Here is a 19,513-nt window from a genome sequence, read left to right as displayed (position 1 = left end):
TTTATGAAAGGCATAATTTTAGCAGGCGGATCAGGAACACGCTTATATCCGATAACAAAAGGCGTATCAAAACAATTACTTCCTGTGTACGATAAACCGATGATTTATTATCCGTTATCGGTATTAATGCTTGCGGGAATCAAAGAAATTCTTATTATTTCAACACCCAATGATTTACCTAATTTTGAAAAATTATTAGGCGATGGAACTGATTTAGGAATAACTTTAAAATATGCAGAACAACCATCTCCAGATGGATTAGCACAGGCGTTTATCATTGGAGAAAAGTTTATAGGAAATGATGATGTTTGCTTGATTTTAGGAGATAATATTTTTTATGGTCACGGATTGCCAGAAATGTTAGCTTCGGCAATTAATAATGTTCAAAGTGATAAAAAAGCAACTATTTTCGGTTATTATGTAAAAGATGCAAAACGTTACGGAGTTGTTGATTTTGATGATAATGGTAACGCAATATCAATTATTGAAAAACCAGAAAATCCAAAGTCAAATTATGCAGTTGTTGGGCTGTATTTTTATCCGAATAATGTTATTGAAATAGCAAAAAAAGTAGTTCCTTCAGAAAGAGGAGAGTTAGAAATTACGTCTGTAAATCAACAATATTTAGAAGATAAACAACTAAAAGTTCAACTTATGGGACGTGGTTTTGCTTGGCTAGATACTGGTACTCACGATTCATTATTAGAGGCAAGTCAATTTATTGAAACCATCGAAAAACGACAAGGTTTAAAAGTAGCTTGTTTAGAAGAAATAGCTTTATATATGGGATATATTTCAAAAGAAAAAGTGCGTGAACTTGCCGAACCCTTAAAAAAGAACGGCTACGGACAGTATTTATTAAATTTAGTAAAAGAGAACTAATAAAGGCTAATAAAGTTTAAATGAAATTTATCAAAACAGCACTTTCTGATGTGGTTATTATCGAACCAACCATTTTTAAAGATGAAAGAGGATATTTTTACGAATCGTTTAATCAAGAAAAATTTAATGCAAATATTAGCGAAAATATAGAAGAAATTAATTTTATTCAAGATAATGAATCAAAATCTACTTTTGGAGTTTTAAGAGGTTTACATTTTCAAAAACCACCCTTTTCACAAGCAAAATTAGTGCGATGTAATAAAGGAAAAGTATTAGATGTTGTAGTCGATTTACGTAAAAAATCGCCAACTTTTGGCAAGCATATTACGGTTTTGTTATCCGAAGAAAATAAAAAACAATTATTTGTGCCAAGAGGTTTTGCCCATGGTTTTGTAGTTTTATCCGAAGAAGCTATTTTTTCGTATAAAGTAGATAATAAATACGCTCCTTCGTATGAAGATGGTATTTTATGGAATGATAAAAGCCTTAATATCGATTGGAATATTCAGCAAGAAAAAATAATTTTATCGGCAAAAGATGAAATTTTAGGAACGTTTGAAAACTTTGATTCTCCTTTTTAATTTAATACTTTAAGAATCGTAAATTTGAAATATATTTTATAAATAATTCTTTTAATGAAAAATATTTTAATCACAGGTGGGGCAGGATTTATAGGTTCACACGTTGTTCGATTGTTTGTTAATAAATATTCAACATATCAAATTATTAATTTAGATGCTTTAACTTATGCAGGAAATCTGGATAATTTAACAGATATTGAAAAGAAATCAAACTACACTTTTATCAAAGGAGATATTTGTGACGAAACTTTAGTCAAAAATATTTTTGAAAATTATAAAATAGATTCGGTTATTCATTTGGCGGCAGAATCGCATGTTGATCGCTCTATTTCTGACCCTTTTTCATTTGTGAAAACCAATGTTTTTGGAACATTAAATCTGTTAGAAAATGCCAAAAATAGCTGGAAAGATAATTTTGATGATAAATTATTCTATCATATTTCTACCGATGAAGTGTACGGAAGTTTAGCTGAAACAGGTCTTTTTACTGAAGAAACTGCTTATGATCCGCACTCGCCATATTCGGCATCAAAAGCTTCATCTGATCATTTTGTGAGAGCTTTTCATGATACTTATAATTTACCGATTGTAATTTCAAATTGCTCGAATAATTATGGGGCGAATCAATTTCCAGAAAAATTAATTCCATTATTTATTGATAATATCTGTAATAATAAACCATTGCCAGTCTATGGAAAAGGCGAAAATATTAGAGATTGGCTTTATGTAGAAGACCACGCAAGTGCAATTGATGTAATTTTTCATCAAGGAAAAACAGGCGAAACGTATAATATTGGTGGCGATAATCAGTGGAAAAACATTGATTTAATAAAGCTTTTAATCAAAGAAGTAGATGCTTTATTAGGGAGAAAACCAGCAACTTCAAATAATTTAATAACGCATATAACCGATAGGGCAGGGCATGATTATCGCTATGCAATTGATGCTTCAAAACTTAAAAATGAGTTGGGTTGGAAGCCATCTTTACAATTTGAGCAAGGCATTCAAAAAACAATTCTTTGGTATTTAGAAAATAAAAATTGGATGATTAAAGCTACAAATAATGTATAGATATAAATGAAAGTTATATCTTATCATCTCAATAAAATAAAATAAAAATGAAAAAAATATTAGTTACAGGTGGATTAGGATTCATTGGATCTCACGTTGTGGTAGAGCTTCAAAATTCGGGTTATGAAGTGATAATTATAGACAATTTATCTAACAGTAAAATAGAAGTTTTAGATAATATAAAGGAAATAACAAATATAAAACCTAAGTATTATCAGTTAGATTTACGTGTTAAAAATGATGTTAAGTTCTTGTTTGATGAAAATACAATTAATGGAATTATACATTTTGCAGCATTCAAAGCTGTAGGTGAAAGTATTGAAAAACCATTAGATTATTATGAAAATAATATAAATAGTTTAATATATTTATTACAAGAAATGCGTGATAGAAATATAGATAATTTTATATTTAGTTCATCGTGTACCGTATATGGTCAAGCAGATAAATTACCTATAACAGAAAAAGCACCTATAAAAAAAGCAGCATCTACTTACGGAAATACAAAACAAGTAGGGGAAGAAATAATAGAAGAAAGTTGTAAAGCGTATGATATAAATGCAATTGCTCTTCGTTATTTTAATCCAATTGGAGCTCATCAAAGTATAAAAATAGGGGAGTTACCTATAGGAGTTCCTCAGAATTTAATACCTTATATAACACAAACAGCCATAGGAATTAGAGAGCAATTATTAGTGTTTGGAGATGATTATGATACGGTTGATGGAACTGCCGTTCGTGATTATATTCATGTTGTTGATTTAGCTAAAGCGCATGTAAAAGCAGTAGAAAGATTATTAGATAAAAAAAATAATCAGAATTTTGAAACTTTTAATATCGGTACAGGTAAAGGAAGTTCGGTGATGAAAATTATTAAAACTTTTGAAAAAGTATCAGGAAAACCATTAAATTACAAAATTGTTGAAAGACGTTTGGGAGATATTACTGCAGCTTATGCTAATACAAAAAATGCAAATGAAATTTTAGATTGGAAGAGTGAAAAAACATTAGAAGAAGGGTTGTTATCCGCATGGAAATGGCAAGAAAAACAATAATATAAAAAAGCGTATATCTAAAAATATACGCTTTTTAGATATACGCTTTTTTTGAACTCTTTATTTAAGTCTGGTTAAACTTAAATCTTTGTTATATTTTACCATAAACAATCCTTTATTACTAGTGCTTCCAAACATTTTTTTATGATAATCAAATTTGTTTTCCAAACGAAGTGAAACACCTTCTTTAAAAGTATTTGTTAAGGCTTTTCCTGAAGCTAATCTCATTAAAACATCATAAGTAATATCAAAACCTTTAATGGCGTAATCCGAAGGAATTGTATTGTTTTTTTTGTAATACTTCTTATTGAAAATAGTTACATCTTTTGAAGAATCATCAGCATAAGAATCAGATACATAGGTGAAATTAACACTCGCTAATTTATTGTTTTCTAATTTTTCGTAAGCATTATGTTTTTCTATGGCAAAAACTTGTAACTTTATATTATCAGGAACTCCAATCATGCTATTTAAAACATCGGCAATAGCAACATTATCATCAGAAGTGATAAGTACCCAATTACGTTTTTTTGAGGTCATTTTACGTGTAAATAATGCTCTCTTTATATAACCTTTTGTCGGTTTTAAAACATGAATATTTGTAATAGAATCATGTGTTTTTAATTGTGAAACTATTTTATTGATTTTGCTATTTGAGGCTGTTTTTCCATCACCTACCACAAAAATTTGTTCTCCATTATACGTTTCTTTCAAATAAGAGATTAAATAATCCGTATAACTATTTTTATCGGGAGCTGTTTTAACAAGTTTTGAACCTGAAAATTTATCCTGATTACTAGAAAAATGAGGGAAAATTACTGGAGACTTTACTTTACTAGCAACAATTTCTGCTTTATCAGAATAAAAAGGACCGATAACAACATCGGTATTTTCTAAGCTATTTTTAGCTAAAATTGATGCAATATTCTTGCCTCTATTTCCAGTATCAAAAAGGTTTAGATTTACAGTAATATGTTGTTTTTTTATAGAATCGACAGCCATTTCAGCTCCTAAATAAAAATCAGTAACCATATTGGCTAATTTTGCCGAACTATTTTTTTCTTGACTAAAGATATCAACAGCCGTCATATTACTATACTCTTTTGCTCTAAAAGGAAGTAAAATAGCTAGATTAATGGCGATATCTTCTTTAATATTATCTTTATAAAAAGCGTAATTATCGCTTGAGTTTACCGCTTCAATTGGTTTTATTTTTAATAATTGACCAGTTGATAATTCATTGTTTTTTAAGGCTGGATATTCAGGATTTAATTGAATTAAAGCATCCTTAGAAATATTATAAAAACGTGTTAAACTGTATACCGTTTCTTTAGTTTTAACGGTATGTGTTAAAAAGTTTTTAAGAATTGTTTCTTTATCAACAGCGATTGTTTTTGCAATTGGTTTTACCTTTAAAATCTGACCAATACTTATTGTATTGTTGCTGATTTCAGGAAAATCAGGATTCCATTTAATTAAATCATCCTTAGATATATTATATTTTTTGGTGATTCTATAAACAGTTTCACTAGCCTTTACGGTATGTGTTTGGTATTCATATACTGTTTGTTGATAAACTAATTTACTTGTATCGGGTGTTTCTGTTACTTTTTCTTTTAACGGATTTACCTGTTTTTCATTCGTATCTGTACTAACTTTTTGCGCATCGGTATTCTTACTATTTTTAGTAGAAGAAGAAATTACTTTTTTAGTTTCCGTATTCGGAATTACGATTACTGTATTGGCAGTTGGTTTTCTATCAACATCAGGATTTAAACGTAATAAATCTCTGGTTTTCATGTTCAATCGTTTGGCAATGTCTCGCATTGTTTCTCCCTTTTGAACTTTATAAGACACGTATCTTTTCTGCTGACCACAGGAAATGGTAAAGGTTAAAATACAAATTAAAAGTAAAAATTGTAATTTCTTCATCTAGTTTTTTGTTATAAGAATTTTATTCCCATTCAATTGTTGCAGGTGGTTTCGAGCTGATATCGTACACAACTCTGTTAACACCTTTTACATTATTTATTATCTTGTTTGATGTTTTTTGTAAAAACTCGTATGGTAAATTTACCCAATCTGCGGTCATACCATCGGTACTTTCTACGGCACGTAAGGCAACCACTTTTTCATATGTTCTTTCATCTCCCATAACTCCAACAGAGTTTACAGGTAATAAAATTGCGCCAGCTTGCCATACTTTGTCATATAATCCATCTTCTTTTAATCCGTTGATAAAAACAGCATCAACTTCTTGTAAGATACGTACTTTTTCTTTAGTGATATCACCTAAGATACGAATTGCTAATCCAGGACCTGGAAAAGGATGACGTCCTAATAAATCTTTATCAATTCCCATAGAAGCACCTACACGGCGAACTTCATCTTTAAAAATCATTCGTAATGGCTCTACGATTTTTAGTTTCATAAAATCAGGCAAACCACCTACATTATGATGACTTTTAATAGTTGCCGATGGTCCTCCATTTACAGAAACAGATTCAATAACATCAGGATAAATAGTTCCTTGTGCTAACCATTTTGCGTTTTCAATCTGATTTGCTTCAGCATCAAAAACATCAATAAAAGCTTTACCGATAGCCTTACGTTTTTCTTCAGGATCACTTAATCCAGCCAGTTCGCTTAAAAAACGTTCCGAAGCATCTACGCCTTTTACGTTTAAGCCCATACCTTCGTATTGTTTTAATACATCGGTATATTCATTTTTACGTAATAGTCCATTATTTACAAAAATACAGTGTAAATTATCGCCAATTGCTTTGTGTAATAATACAGCGGCTACGGTAGAATCTACTCCTCCAGACAATCCTAAAACTACTTTGTCGTTACCTACTTTTGCTTTAATATCGGCTACTGTTTCATCAACAAATGAATCAGGAGTCCAAGTTTGGGCTACATCAGCGATGTCAACTAAAAAGTTTTGTAACAATTGTTTTCCATCTGTAGAATGATATACTTCTGGGTGAAATTGAATCGCATACGTTGATTCTCCTTCAATTTTATAGGCTGCATTTTCTACATCAGTAGTGCTGGCTAATAAAACTCCGTTAGTTGGCAAATTTTTAATAGTGTCTGAATGGCTCATCCAAACTTGGCTTCCTGTTGAAATTCCTTTAAAGAACGTTTCACCATTTTTTACAAAAGATAAATTAGCTCTACCATATTCTCTGGTGTTTGAAGGTGCTACTAATCCACCAGAAAAGTGGGCTAAATATTGCGCTCCATAACAAACAGCTAATACAGGTTTTTTGCCTCTAATTTCTGATAAATCAGGATGTAAGACTCCTTCTGCACGAACAGAATTCGGGCTACCAGAAAGTATTACGGCTTTAAAATCGTTTAAGTTTGTAGGAATTTTGTTATACGGATGAATTTCACAGTATATGTTTAATTCTCTAACACGGCGTGCAATAAGTTGTGTGTATTGCGATCCGAAATCTAAAATAAGTACGTTGTGTTGTTGCATACGCAAAAATAGTACTTAGATTTTAGATTTTAAGTATTTGATTTTAGATTTTTTTCAAGTTTTTTAAATTTTAAGTTTTCTCATTTAATAACGATACACAATAGCGTTTATATTCATTCCCGAACCTACCGATGCTAACATAATAACATCACCTTTTTTTACTTCTTGATGTTCGATATTTCCTTTTAAAACTAAATCTAAGAGTGTTGGTACGGTTGCTACAGAGCTATTTCCTAAGGTACGGATACTCATTGGCATTATTTTTTCGGGCACTGGTTTTTTATACAATCGATAAAAACGCTTGATAATTGCTTCATCCATTTTTTCATTTGCTTGATGGATAAATATTTTTTTAACCTCGTCAATTTCAATACCACTTTTATCTAAAGCTGTTTTCATGGCTATTGGCACATTGGTAAGAGCGAATTCATAAATTTTACGTCCGTGCATTTTTATGTAGTGGATATCTTTTTCAGAAGTGTTTAAATTTTTATTAAAAGATTTTCCAAAGAATAAAAAATAGGCTTCTTCTTTGGTAAAACTTTGGGTAGCGTGGCTTAAAATTCCGCTAGTAGTATTTTCTTTTTCCTCTAAAATACAGGCACCTGCACCATCGCTATAAATCATGGAATCTCTGTCGTGCGCGTCAATAACTCTTGATAATGTTTCACTTCCGATAACCAAACATTTTTTGGCAATTCCCGCTTTAATAAAGGCTTGTGCTTGGATAACACCTTGTACCCATCCAGGACATCCGAATAAAATATCGTACGCAACACAATTTGGGTTTTCTATTTTTAGCAAGTGTTTTACACGACTTGCCAAACTCGGTAGCATATCACTTTGAATGGTATCTTTTTTTATATCGCCAAAATTATGAGCAACGATAATATAATCTAATTCTTCTGGATTTATATTGGCATCTTCAATGGCTTTTTTAGCGGCAAAATAGCCTAAATCAGAGGAAGAATACTCATTTTTAGCATAACGGCGTTGTTCAATTCCTGTTATTGATTTGAATTTTTCAATAATAATGTCATTGGTATTATCAAAAGAAGAACCATCAGCATTCAAAAATAAATTTTCTGAAAACTGACTGTTTTCCTTTTTTATCGAAGGAATAAATGATCCTGTTCCTGTAATTACTGCTGATGTCATTTTGATTATTTTGGTTGTTTTTTTCGTACTCTTTTTATAAAGAGATACAAGTAAAGCATTTTAAATTAGAAAAACACTTTAATTAGTTTCCTATTTTTTATAATTATAGATTTCTTAAAAAAGAGGCTTTTAATTGTTAATTTTCAAAAAAAAAGGTTCTTTTTTAAGCGTGTTGTTATTCTTAAATTTTTTCTTGATATTCAAATATTGTAGGTCGGTAAAATTACAAATATTCGCTATCAAAAGAAAATGGAAGCAACGAAAGTAGCGATGTTGTTTTTACAATTTTACCAATTTCGCCCATAAATAACACTTCTATCGGTTCTTTTTGATTAATTTCATATTCTGATAGCGTTTGTCTGCAAGCGCCACAAGGCCCGATTGGTTTATTTACAATTGCATTTTCAGAAGCGGCAGTAATGGCAAGTTTTTTAATTTTTATCCCAGGAAATTCCGAACCAACTTTCCAAACAGCGACTCTTTCGGCACACATTCCAGAAGGATACGCCGCATTTTCTTGATTATTTCCTGATACTATTTGTCCGTTTTCTAGTAAAAAAGAAGCTCCAACTTTAAATTTAGAATACGGAGCATAGGCATTTGCTCTTGCCAAAATTGCAGTATTCATTAAGTTTTTATCTTCTTCGGATAATTCAGGTAGGCTATTATAAACGGTAACTGAAGTTTTGATTTCTATTTTTTCCATAAATACATAAACATAAATAATTGAAACAATATTTTTAATTATCAGACTAAAAAAGCAACCTATATAATATAGACTGCTTTTTTTATGTAATATAAAATAATATTTGAACTAAAATTAGTTAATTTGATTAAAAAGTACGTTTAATAATCATCATAAATTTCACCTAAATCAAACGACAATGAAAAACGTAAAGTACTTTCTAAAGGATTATTAATTTCTGATGTATTAATTAAATACGATAAATCTAACGTAAAAGCTTTGGCGGTAAAACCTGTTCCTAAACTTAAAAATTGACGTTGTCCTTTTTCTTTATTTTCGTGAAAATAACCTCCTCTAAGTGCAAATGAATTTTTGTATAAATATTCTGCTCCTAATGCCCATGTTGTTTCTTGTAGTTCTTCGCTAAAATCTCTATCACCTAAAGAAGTGAACATTCCTTCAAACCAACCTCTAGTAGATACGCCACTACTTGAAGGAACTAATAATTTGGTAAATTCTAAGTTTAATCCTACAATATTATTGCTATTCAAAATAAAATCGAAACCACCTCCTAATTTAGCATTCGTAGGTATAAAATGTTCTTGTCCAGGTGTGTATTCAACTTTAGGACCGATGTTTGCGATGTTAAAACCTAAACGGTAACGACCATTAAAATTTCCGTAATTTCTTTCTGTTGATTGATAATATCCTGATACATCTACGCCAAATGAATTTACAGCATCAATATCACTATTACTAGAATCTAAATTTGAATTAATATATTTTAAGCCAATACCCATCGAAAATTTTTCACTTAATTTCATCGAATAAATCCCTGAAATAGCAAATTCACTTGGGTTTTTATAACCTAAATCTACTATTTTTCCGTTATTTATTTCGTTTAGTGGTATTTCACCAAGAGAAAAATACTTAACATCAACTCCCCAAGCAGCAGTTTCTTTAAATCGATTTACGTACGAAAAATTTCCAACAAAAACATCGTTCGTTAATTCTCGTAACCAAGGCGTATAATTTAAACCGATGCTTATTTTATTTTTATTAAAAGCTGTTTTCGCAGGGTTATGAAAAATAGAAAAAGCATCCGCAGAGGTTGCAACTCCTACATCTCCCATACCACCAGCACGAGCATCAGATGAAATTAATAAAAAGGGAGTCGCCGTTGTAATCTGTGAATTTTGTGCTTTTACTTGAAGGGCAAAAAAAGTGAAAAACAAAAAAAATGATAATTTTTTCATGTGAAGTTTGGTTGTTTAGTTTAGCAAATATATGGTATTCTTAAAAAAAAGTTAAAAATTTTTGATTTATTCTCCACAATCAAACGGCTATAAAAATGAATTATTATATAATGTTATTGTTTTTTAACTATTTTTACATAAAAATTATGTATTTTTAGCTAGATTACGTTTATTTACGAAGCCTTAATTATAAAATAATACATATTAATGTGAAATATTTAATCTTTTTCTTAATTTCGTAGTACTAAATATAAAACAAAGTCGTTTTATAATTACGCTAGTGTAAACCCATTATACATCAATTTATAAATAAATTAGTTGTAAGGAATTAGAAATATTGTAAATTGCACCAGCCTTAAAATAGTTAAAAATACATGAAAAGTACGTTAAAATTATTTAGTTTATTGGTTATCGCTACTTTGTTTATTACTTCTTGTAAAAGCAACGGTGGTGGTTCAAGTAAATCTTCACTAACAGGTTGGAACTTTAATGACCCTGATTACGGGAGTTATATAAAAGGAGAAGATAAAGAAGGTAAAGATGTACCCCCAGGAATGACTCACATTGAAGGAGGAAGTTTCACAATGGGATTAGTGCAAGATGATGTTATGTTCGACTGGAATACAACGCCTAAAAAAATGCACGTTCGTTCTTTTTATATGGATGAAACAGAAGTTACAAATGCAGAATATGGTTTATTCATGCAATATACGAAAGATGTTTTCCCTCCAGAAGAACCTCAATTTAAAAATATTTATCAATCCGTTTTACCAGATACGTTAGTTTGGAGAAAAGGATTAGGAAACACGAATTTATTATCTGAAAGTTATTTAAGACACCCTTCGTATGCAGAATATCCTGTTGTTGGTGTGAGTTGGTTACAGGCTAATAAATACTGTAAATGGCGTACCAATGCGGTAAACTTAAAAATATTAATGGATAAAGGTGTTATCAAAAATATTTTTAAAGAAGATTCATTAAGTTTTAGAGGTAAAAATAACTTTGATACTGATACGTATTTAACCAATCCGTATGCGTTGTTTGATGGAGATTCTACAATTTATAAAAAAGGACTTCCTGTACCAAGAAAAAAAGGAGCTCCTAAACCTGATAAAGATAAATTTTCAGGAAGACAAGTTACTTCTTCAGATGGTATTTTAGCACAAAAATTTAGACTTCCAACAGAAGTAGAGTGGGAATATGCTGCAAAAGCAATTTTTGAAAATCGTGAGTATAACAATATCCGTGGAAGAAAAAAATATGCCTGGAACGGTAAATATACCCGTGATAGAGATAAAAGAAGAAGAGGAGATCAGTTAGGAAACTTTAAACAAGGAAAAGGAGATTATAGTGGTATTGCAGGTTGGAGTAGTGATGGATCAGATATTCCAAATGCTGTAGCAAGTTATCCTCCAAATGCTTTTGGGTTATTTGATATGTCAGGTAACGTAGCTGAATGGGTACAAGATGTATACCGTCCTATTATTGATTCTGAAGCAAATGATTTCAACTATTTTAGAGGAAATATTTTTACAAAAAAATTAATCGACCAAAATGGTAAAGTTGTTATTGTTGGTGATGAAATAGGCGAAATAGAATACGATACCCTTGAAAATGGAAGAATCGTACCGAAAGAATTACCAGGTAGTGTTAAGTTTATTCCTATTACAAAGGAAGATACCTACATGAGAAGAAACTATAATTTAGCAAATAATTCAAGTTTAGGAGATGGAGATCAAGCATCTTCAAAAGATTATGAACTAGATAAGGAACAATTAGGTGAAATGTCTAGAATGTATAATTCACCTGAAAAACCAGAAGCAGATAGAGATTCTTTAGGAAATGTAATTAATAACTATAAATACGATTCAAAAACTAGATCAACTTTAGTTAGTGATAAATCTAGAGTTTATAAAGGAGGTGCTTGGGCAGATAGAGAATACTGGTTAGATCCTGCACAAAGAAGATATTTCCCCGAATATATGGCTACTAATTTTATCGGATTTAGATGTGCTACTGATAAAATGGGACCAATGATGTTGAACAAGCGTAAGAGACCAACGCCAAAATTTTCAACTAAATCAAGATAAATAAATATAGAAAATTAAATTTTTATACAAAAAACCTCATTGAACTTTCAATGAGGTTTTTTATTTTTACATTATGAAGATAGCCGATTTATATACCTTATATATTCAACATGGTTTCGTTGATACAGATACTCGAAATATTAGAGAAAATACCTTGTTTTTTGCCTTAAAAGGAGCTAATTTCAATGGAAATAAGTTTGCTGAACAGGCATTAAAAAAAGGAGCTAAATTTGCTATTATTGATGAGATAGCATTTAAAACCTCTGATAAAACTATTTTAGTGGAAGATGTATTAAAAACACTACAAGATTTGGCAAGCTATCATCGAAAAAAGTTAGGAATACCTATTATAGCGATAACAGGTAGCAATGGAAAAACAACAACCAAAGAGTTAATTAATACTGTATTATCATCAAAATATAACACGATTGCCACTCGAGGGAATTTAAATAATCATATTGGAGTTCCTTTAACCTTACTTTCCATGACAAACCAAACCGAAATAGGAATTGTTGAAATGGGAGCAAATCATCCTAAAGAAATCGCTTTTTTAACTGAAATAACAACGCCAGATTTTGGATATATCACTAATTTTGGAAGCGCACATTTAGAAGGTTTTGGATCTTTAGAAGGTGTTGTAAAAGCAAAATCAGAACTATATGATTTTCTTATCAAAAACAATAAAAATGTTTTTGTAAATCCAAAAGATGCTATTCAGATAGAAAAAACTAAAAATGCAAATACTGTTTTGTTTGAAAAATCTATTGGTTTTATAACGGCAAATCCTTTTGTGAAATTATCTTTTGCATCATTAGAAATACAAAGTAATTTGATAGGAGCGTATAATTTTTCAAACATATCAGCCGCTATTACGATAGGGGATTATTTTAAGATATCTAAAGAAAAAATTAAAGAAGCTATTGAAAAATATACTTCGTCAAATAATCGTTCACAAGTTATTGAAACTCAAAATAACAGTATTATTTTAGATGCATATAATGCTAACCCAACGAGCATGAAAGTTGCGCTAGAAAGCTTTAATAACTTGAAAGAAAAACAAAAAATAGTTATTTTAGGCGATATGTTTGAGTTAGGAAATTATAGTAAAACAGCTCATCAAGCTATTGTTGATTTAACGCTTAGTTTTAATTTTGATAAGGCGTTCTTTGTAGGTGAAAACTTTAATCAGACCGAAATAAGGTGTCAAATAAAAAATGAAAAAAAGTATCAAAAAATTATAAGTTTTGAAGTATTAAAAGAATATTTACAAAAAAATCCTATAAAAGAAAGTACTATTTTGATAAAAGGATCAAGAGGAATGGCATTGGAAAGAATTGTTAAATATTGTTAATTTTAATCCTTAAAAACAGAAAAAAACATTCCGATAATTTAGCTTTTTAACTAAAATATCGGAATGTTTTTTTTTATTATAATCAGTAAAAATAATAATTTTTGAAATTAAATAACTTTAGTATCTAACTCTTCATAAATAGAATTTTTAGATTTATATTCAGGAACAATTTCTTTTATCAATTGTACTGTTTTCTGATTATCATGATTCTTATTCGTTATACATAAATTAGAAATCCGATCACTAATAAAAATAGTATTTATTTTTTGGTTTTTAGCAATCATTATTTTTTCATGATAGGTAGGCGCTGTATTTTCACCATCAGCTAAAAGCTCTTCGTACAGTTTTTCGCCAGGGCGTAATCCTGTTATTTTGATATCAATATCTTCTGGAAATTTTAATCCCGATAAATGAATCATTCTTTTGGCTATTTCATATATTTTTACAGATTTCCCCATGTCGAAAATATAAATTTCACCACCATTCCCCATAGTTCCTGCTTCTAAAACCAAGCAACAAGCCTCTGGTATGGTCATAAAATAACGTGTAATATCTTTGTGAGTAACTGTTAAAGGACCGCCATTTTCAATTTGACGTTTAAAAAGAGGAATTACAGAGCCGTTAGAACCTAAAACATTTCCAAATCGTGTAATGGTAAATTTAGTATGATGACTTGTATCATTACTTAAACAACTGATGTACATTTCGGCAACTCTTTTGGTTGCTCCCATTACATTTGTAGGATTTACTGCCTTATCCGTAGAAACCATAACAAAACGTTCTACTTGGTGTTTTATGGATAAATCGGCAATATTTTTAGTTCCTGCAATGTTTATTTTAACAGCTTCATAAGGAGTCATTTCCATTAAAGGAACGTGTTTATAAGCTGCTGCATGAAACACTTTCTGTGGTTTATATTGTTCAAAAATTTTAGACATTCTTGTTTCATCTCTAACGTCTGCAACGATAGAAGTGATGTTTTGTCTGCCTTTTTGAATAAGTTCTTGTTGAAGATCGTATAGAGCAGATTCGGCTTGATCAATTAGTACTAAATGTTTATGCTGGTAAGCACTTAATTGTCTTGAAATTTCGGATCCTATTGAACCAGCCGCTCCTGTTACTAAAATGACCTTATTATTTACGTCTTTTTTAACAATCGGATTTTCAATAGAAATAGGTTTTCTGTTTAGTAAATCTTCTATTTTTACCGTTTTAATTTGATTTGCTTCTAAATCGCCATCAATCCATTTTGAAATAGGTGGGACAATTTTAACTTTTACGCCTAAATCAAATAAAGTATCTGTAAGATAAAGTAGTTTTTCAGATTTTATATTTTGAATAGAAATAATAACTTCATCAATCTGTTTATTTTCTATAAATTCTTTGTTGATAACTTTACGATTGTAAATATTAACCTGATTAATCTTTTTTCCTGCCTTTTTTTCATTATCATCAATAAAGCCAATAATTTTATAACTGTATTTTGTTTCTCTATTTAGAGCATCATAAGTGGCTAACCCTGAATCTCCTGCGCCGTAAATAAGGACATTTGAAGTATTACTTAGTTCAGTAGATATCATTTCAAAAAAAGCTTTAAAAATATATCTACTAATGATTAATGCTAAAATTGAAATCAAATAATGAATAATCAAAATTGATATAGGAATCGTAAAACTAGGAACGATAGCAAATAAATTATTAATTAAAACAATAGAAATTGCGGTTAAAAAAAGTAAACTAACGCCTAAAAAAACATTAAAAGCATCTCTTGTTCCTGTATGCCTGACAATACCTCGGTAGGAGCCCACGATAAGAAAACTTATAAGTGCTATACATGCGATAAAAGGAATTTGATAATATAAATGATTAAGATCAAAATTCAAACTAGCATTAAAACGTACGGAGTACGCTAGTATGAAGGAAATACAGACTAAAATGATGTCAATACTTAAAACAATCCACCTAGAGGCGTATCGTTCAAAAAACTTTAAAGCAATTTTTTTTGGCATTATATGTTTATTAAATGTTAAAAATACAAAATAAAACTTAAATTTTAGCCATTTGTTTCTTCATCATTTGTATTTGTTCTTTTAACATGCCATGTTTGTCTAGTTTTTTAGCTTCATTCATTAGAATTGTTGCCTCTCTTTTTCTACGTTTAGTCATGGCAATTCCTGCTAATTGTAATTTTGCCATCGCTAAATCATGATCCATTGCTAAGCCTAATTTAACAGCTTTTTTTAAGAATTTTTCAGCCTGTGTTATGTTTGTTTGACTTAACATAATTCCTTGCAGATAATTAAAATATCCTTCTTGTTTTTGAATTAATGCTGTTGATGGATTTTTAATATAAGCTAACCATTTTTTAGTTCCTTCAAAATTTTGCTTACGTAATTGCATAAATGCAAGTAAAATAAATTCATTTTTGAAATAGAAAAACACGAAAATTCCTGCTAATAAAAGAATCGAAATTCCATTCATTATATGAACTTGAGCAAATTCATAAATCGCCCATAAACTTATTACACCTGCGATAATTAATTTTATATTTTTATTAAACATTTTTAGTTTTTATTGATTCTTAAATTTATTTTTATTTGCGAAAATACATTTTTCTATTAAAATAATTGTTGCTTTATTTCTGATAAAATTTTTTATATTTAAACCAAGCTAGCGTTCCTATTATTATAACAAAAGCGACTGAATAATAGATAGAAGTAGGTGTAATTACTTTATCACCACTTGCGTAAGAATGTAGTCCTGATAAGTAAAAATTCACGCCAAAATAGGTCATCATAATAGATGCAAAAGCGATTATTGACCACAAGTTGAAAGTATATCTTCCTCTTAATCCAGGAATTAAACGCATGTGTAATACAAAAGAATAAATCATAATTGATATTAATGCCCAGGTTTCTTTCGGATCCCAACCCCAATAACGTCCCCAACTTTCATTGGCCCACATTCCACCTAAAAAGTTTCCGATTACCAACATAATTAACCCAACAGTTATTGCCATTTCGTTAATTACGGTGAGTTCTTTTAGGTGAATATCCATTTTCTTTTTATTCTTTTCGTTGGTGAAAATGATTAAAAATAATGAGAAAATTCCTAATATCATTCCCAAAGCAAAAGGACCGTAACTCGCAACAATAATTGATACGTGTACATATAGCCACCAAGAGTTTAATACAGGAACTAAGTTTGCAATTTGCGGATCTAACCAATTTTGATGTGCAAAAAATAAAATAATAGCGGTTAAAAATGTGGTTGCAGCAATGGTTAAGGATGATTTTTTTCCTAATAGTAAGCCAAATAACATCGTGGCTAAACCAACGAATATAATAGATTCGTAAGCGTTACTCCAAGGAGCATTTCCACTTATTTGCCATCGTGCGACTAGTCCTAAAATATGAGCAATAAACAATAGGATAACCACACCGATTAATGTTTTTACTACATAATTGATCCAAGGTTTGTTATTAAATATTTGAAAAAACACAAAAACAATCATTAAAAGACTTATAAAACCGTAGTATTTAGATAGTTTAACAAAAATATTGGTTTTGTTGTAAGCGATTTCTAGTTTTATTTTATTTTCAGAAGGAATAACTTCTGCACCAAATTTTCGTTGAAATTTTTTAATTCCGTCTAAAATTTTATTGCTTTCGGTATAATTTCCTGTTTTTTTAGCTTCTTGTAATAGTTGAAAATATACAGGTAATGATTGTCTTACAAAAACAGAATCGGTTCCTTTAAAGTTTGCTTGTGAAGTTTCAGGTTGCGATACCCATTTATGTTGTTCATCATTAGGTATTGGGAAAATTCGTAAAATTCCGCCACCTAATGCTTGTGAGAGTAGCCAAACACGGTGTTCTATTTTTATAATATCTTTTTCAAATTTATTTTGAATTTGTTTTTTTTGAGCTTCAATAACGAGATTACTAATTTTAGAGCTTCCATTTTTATCATAAAAATCGATAAAACGGGCATATTCTGCTTCTTTTTCAACGCCTAAAATTTCACGAATTTTGGTATTTCCTTTCTCCAGATATACAAATGGAACATTCAACCAAAACATTGGAGATTCCGTGATTGACACTAAAATTTGACTTGGTGTTAAGTCTTTAAAACTATCGGTATGCGCTACTTTTCGAACTAATTCTGAGGCAAAAGTATGTGCGGGTTTCATACGTCCGCCTGTATCTTGTATTACTAATTCGCTAAATAAATCGGCATGTTGTTGGTTTACGACTGATTTTTTTAAAACGCTTTCAATTTCTTTTTCTGATAATTTTTGAGGTTGTTGATGTTGTTGTTTTTGATGTTGAGAGAAGCTTAAAAAAGTAGTTGCTAACAATAAGATAGTAAGCGTTGCTTTTTTGGTTCTAATTTTCACTAATGATTTTTTCAGGTGATCAAAACGGGTATTTTTAACAAATAAGGATGCGATTAATCCAAAAAACAATAAGAAATAACCGATATAGGTAACTAACGTTCCGATATAATCATGATTTACAGAAAGGTGTGTTTGTTCTTTATCTCCTTCAATTTTATAACTAGATTGAAATAATTTATAGCCTTTATAATCTAAAATATTATTCATAAAAATTCGATAATCAAATGTTTCTTCTTTGTCGATAACGGTTACTTCACTTGCGAAAGAAGCTGCATTTTCTGAACCTGGATATTTTTGTAATTGAAAGTCATTTAATTTCACACTAAAAGGCGTTGTGCGTTGTTTTGCTCCGTACCAAGCTCTAAAATTCAAATTATCGATACTAAATTGTTCTTTTCCAGCAACATTGAAATTACCTCCAGTTAATTTTACACGTTCTGTTTTATCATTAAAAGTAACATCAAAAACGACCATATCAAATTTTTGGTCATTTTTTTCACCTCTAAGGATTTTCATTTCTCCTTTAACGGGAGGCACTGGAACTACAAATGGAAGTCCTGCAACTTGATATAATGAACGAAGATTAAAGTTTTGAATGGTGTCTTTTTTGACCAATCCTTTTTCTTGAGTTGCCATTATTTGATAATTCCCTGCTGTTTTAGTTTGTATTTTCAGGGTATCATTTTGGCTGAAGATATTAATATTCGCGCCATTATTTTTATCATTATTTGGGGCATTAAATCCGACTAAAATATTATGAATATTTTGAATCGTACCGCTTTTAAGATAATGTTCGTGTCTGCTTCCGCTTGAACTTTCTATTAATTTAAGATGTTCAACACCATTTTCATTTTCGATTAATTTTTCTTCTGCCCACGGAATATACTCAACTAATTTAAAGTTTATTTCATGATTTTCGCCATCTTTTTTTGGTTGAAAATACTCGGTAAAATTGGCAGTATTATTTCCTAAAGCTGATAATAATAATGTATTATTTGTTTCTTTTTGAAATTCGTTATTATCAATAATTACGTTTAAATAATTAATATCGGATAAAAAAGTATTGGTTGTTTCCCCTTCATCGATAATCATTAAACCTTCATAACTGATATAGCGTGTAATTCCTGCACCGATTAAAATCAGTAAAAAAGAAATGTGAAATAGTAATACCGACCATTTTTCTTTTTTGTACAAGCGATATCTGAAGATATTTCCAAAGAAATTAATCACAAAAAATACTTGAATTAATTCAAACCACCAAGCATTGTATACTAAGGCTTTTGAAGTTTGTGTTCCAAAATCATTTTCTATGAATGTTGCAACTCCCATTGCTATTGCGAAAACGAAGAATAATACGGCTGTTAAGCGGGTAGAGTAAAGAATATCTAAGACTTTTTTCATCTGTAAATTGGCTAATGATTGGCTAAGTATAAAACTCTGCGAATTTACGGATTAAAGTTTTAAAAGGTTACTGTTTTCATCATTTTTAAATGTA

14 protein-coding genes are annotated in these 19,513 nt (G+C 30.0%); 6 read left to right on the top strand and 8 right to left on the bottom strand.

All coding sequences use genetic code 11. The features are described 5' to 3' along the window. Window positions 1-3 precede the first annotated feature (3 nt). The 4 genes from rfbA to galE are packed head-to-tail and all read left to right on the top strand — an operon-like array spanning window position 4 to window position 3,589. Window positions 4-882, top strand: coding sequence for a glucose-1-phosphate thymidylyltransferase RfbA (gene rfbA / locus L0U77_RS04980; protein ID WP_233883704.1), 879 nt, complete (start codon window positions 4-6; stop codon window positions 880-882). A 20-nt stretch (window positions 883-902) separates the two neighbouring features. Continuing rightward, complete coding sequence (rfbC, locus tag L0U77_RS04975; protein WP_233883702.1) at window positions 903-1,463, top strand: dTDP-4-dehydrorhamnose 3,5-epimerase; 561 nt, start codon at window positions 903-905, stop codon at window positions 1,461-1,463. A gap of 54 nt (window positions 1,464-1,517) precedes the next feature. Further along, entirely contained in the window at window positions 1,518-2,534 is a 1,017-nt protein-coding gene (gene rfbB, locus L0U77_RS04970; protein ID WP_233883700.1) for a dTDP-glucose 4,6-dehydratase, read from the top strand. Window positions 2,535-2,581: 47 nt separating this feature from the next. After that, window positions 2,582-3,589, top strand: coding sequence for a UDP-glucose 4-epimerase GalE (gene galE, locus L0U77_RS04965; protein ID WP_233883696.1), 1,008 nt, complete (start codon window positions 2,582-2,584; stop codon window positions 3,587-3,589). A gap of 60 nt (window positions 3,590-3,649) precedes the next feature. On the opposite strand, the gene L0U77_RS04960 is transcribed toward galE, so the two are convergent. The 5 genes from L0U77_RS04960 to porV all read right to left on the bottom strand — a co-directional run bounded on the left by L0U77_RS04960 (window position 3,650) and on the right by porV (window position 10,178). Continuing rightward, window positions 3,650-5,521, bottom strand: coding sequence for a LysM peptidoglycan-binding domain-containing protein (locus L0U77_RS04960; RefSeq protein WP_233883694.1), 1,872 nt, complete (start codon window positions 5,519-5,521; stop codon window positions 3,650-3,652). Window positions 5,522-5,543: 22 nt separating this feature from the next. Continuing rightward, window positions 5,544-7,079 (bottom strand): glutamine-hydrolyzing GMP synthase, encoded by a 1,536-nt coding sequence (guaA, locus tag L0U77_RS04955; protein ID WP_233861333.1) that lies wholly within the window; start codon window positions 7,077-7,079, stop codon window positions 5,544-5,546. A gap of 84 nt (window positions 7,080-7,163) precedes the next feature. Beyond that, complete coding sequence (locus L0U77_RS04950) at window positions 7,164-8,237, bottom strand: 3-oxoacyl-ACP synthase III family protein (protein WP_233883693.1); 1,074 nt, start codon at window positions 8,235-8,237, stop codon at window positions 7,164-7,166. A gap of 223 nt (window positions 8,238-8,460) precedes the next feature. After that, window positions 8,461-8,943: a cytidine deaminase gene (gene cdd / locus L0U77_RS04945; RefSeq protein ID WP_233883692.1), complete on the bottom strand. Its 483-nt coding sequence runs from the start codon at window positions 8,941-8,943 to the stop codon at window positions 8,461-8,463. 140 nt (window positions 8,944-9,083) lie between these two features. Further along, complete coding sequence (gene porV, locus L0U77_RS04940) at window positions 9,084-10,178, bottom strand: type IX secretion system outer membrane channel protein PorV (protein WP_101916776.1); 1,095 nt, start codon at window positions 10,176-10,178, stop codon at window positions 9,084-9,086. 374 nt (window positions 10,179-10,552) lie between these two features. On the opposite strand from porV, the gene gldJ reads away from it, so the two are divergent. Together gldJ and L0U77_RS04930 are read left to right on the top strand one after the other, a co-directional pair. Then, complete coding sequence (gene gldJ, locus L0U77_RS04935) at window positions 10,553-12,268, top strand: gliding motility lipoprotein GldJ (protein ID WP_233883691.1); 1,716 nt, start codon at window positions 10,553-10,555, stop codon at window positions 12,266-12,268. Window positions 12,269-12,341: 73 nt separating this feature from the next. Then, entirely contained in the window at window positions 12,342-13,619 is a 1,278-nt protein-coding gene (locus L0U77_RS04930) for a UDP-N-acetylmuramoyl-tripeptide--D-alanyl-D-alanine ligase (protein WP_233897334.1), read from the top strand. A 107-nt stretch (window positions 13,620-13,726) separates the two neighbouring features. On the opposite strand, the gene L0U77_RS04925 is transcribed toward L0U77_RS04930, so the two are convergent. From L0U77_RS04925 to L0U77_RS04915, 3 genes are all read right to left on the bottom strand, one after another. Beyond that, window positions 13,727-15,628, bottom strand: a complete 1,902-nt coding sequence (locus L0U77_RS04925) for a polysaccharide biosynthesis protein (RefSeq protein WP_233897335.1) — start codon at window positions 15,626-15,628, stop codon at window positions 13,727-13,729. Window positions 15,629-15,665: 37 nt separating this feature from the next. Then, window positions 15,666-16,181 (bottom strand): DUF2892 domain-containing protein, encoded by a 516-nt coding sequence (locus L0U77_RS04920; RefSeq protein ID WP_233897336.1) that lies wholly within the window; start codon window positions 16,179-16,181, stop codon window positions 15,666-15,668. A gap of 73 nt (window positions 16,182-16,254) precedes the next feature. Beyond that, on the bottom strand, window positions 16,255-19,419 hold the full coding sequence (locus L0U77_RS04915) for a cytochrome c biogenesis protein CcsA (RefSeq protein ID WP_233897337.1): 3,165 nt from the start codon (window positions 19,417-19,419) through the stop codon (window positions 16,255-16,257). Window positions 19,420-19,513 lie beyond the last annotated feature (94 nt).

Origin of the sequence: Tenacibaculum piscium (assembly GCF_021390715.1) — a bacterium.
GTDB lineage: Bacteria > Bacteroidota > Bacteroidia > Flavobacteriales > Flavobacteriaceae > Polaribacter > Polaribacter piscius.
The sequence above is the reverse complement of the archived record's forward strand: the minus strand, read 5'-3'. Positions and strand labels throughout refer to the sequence as shown.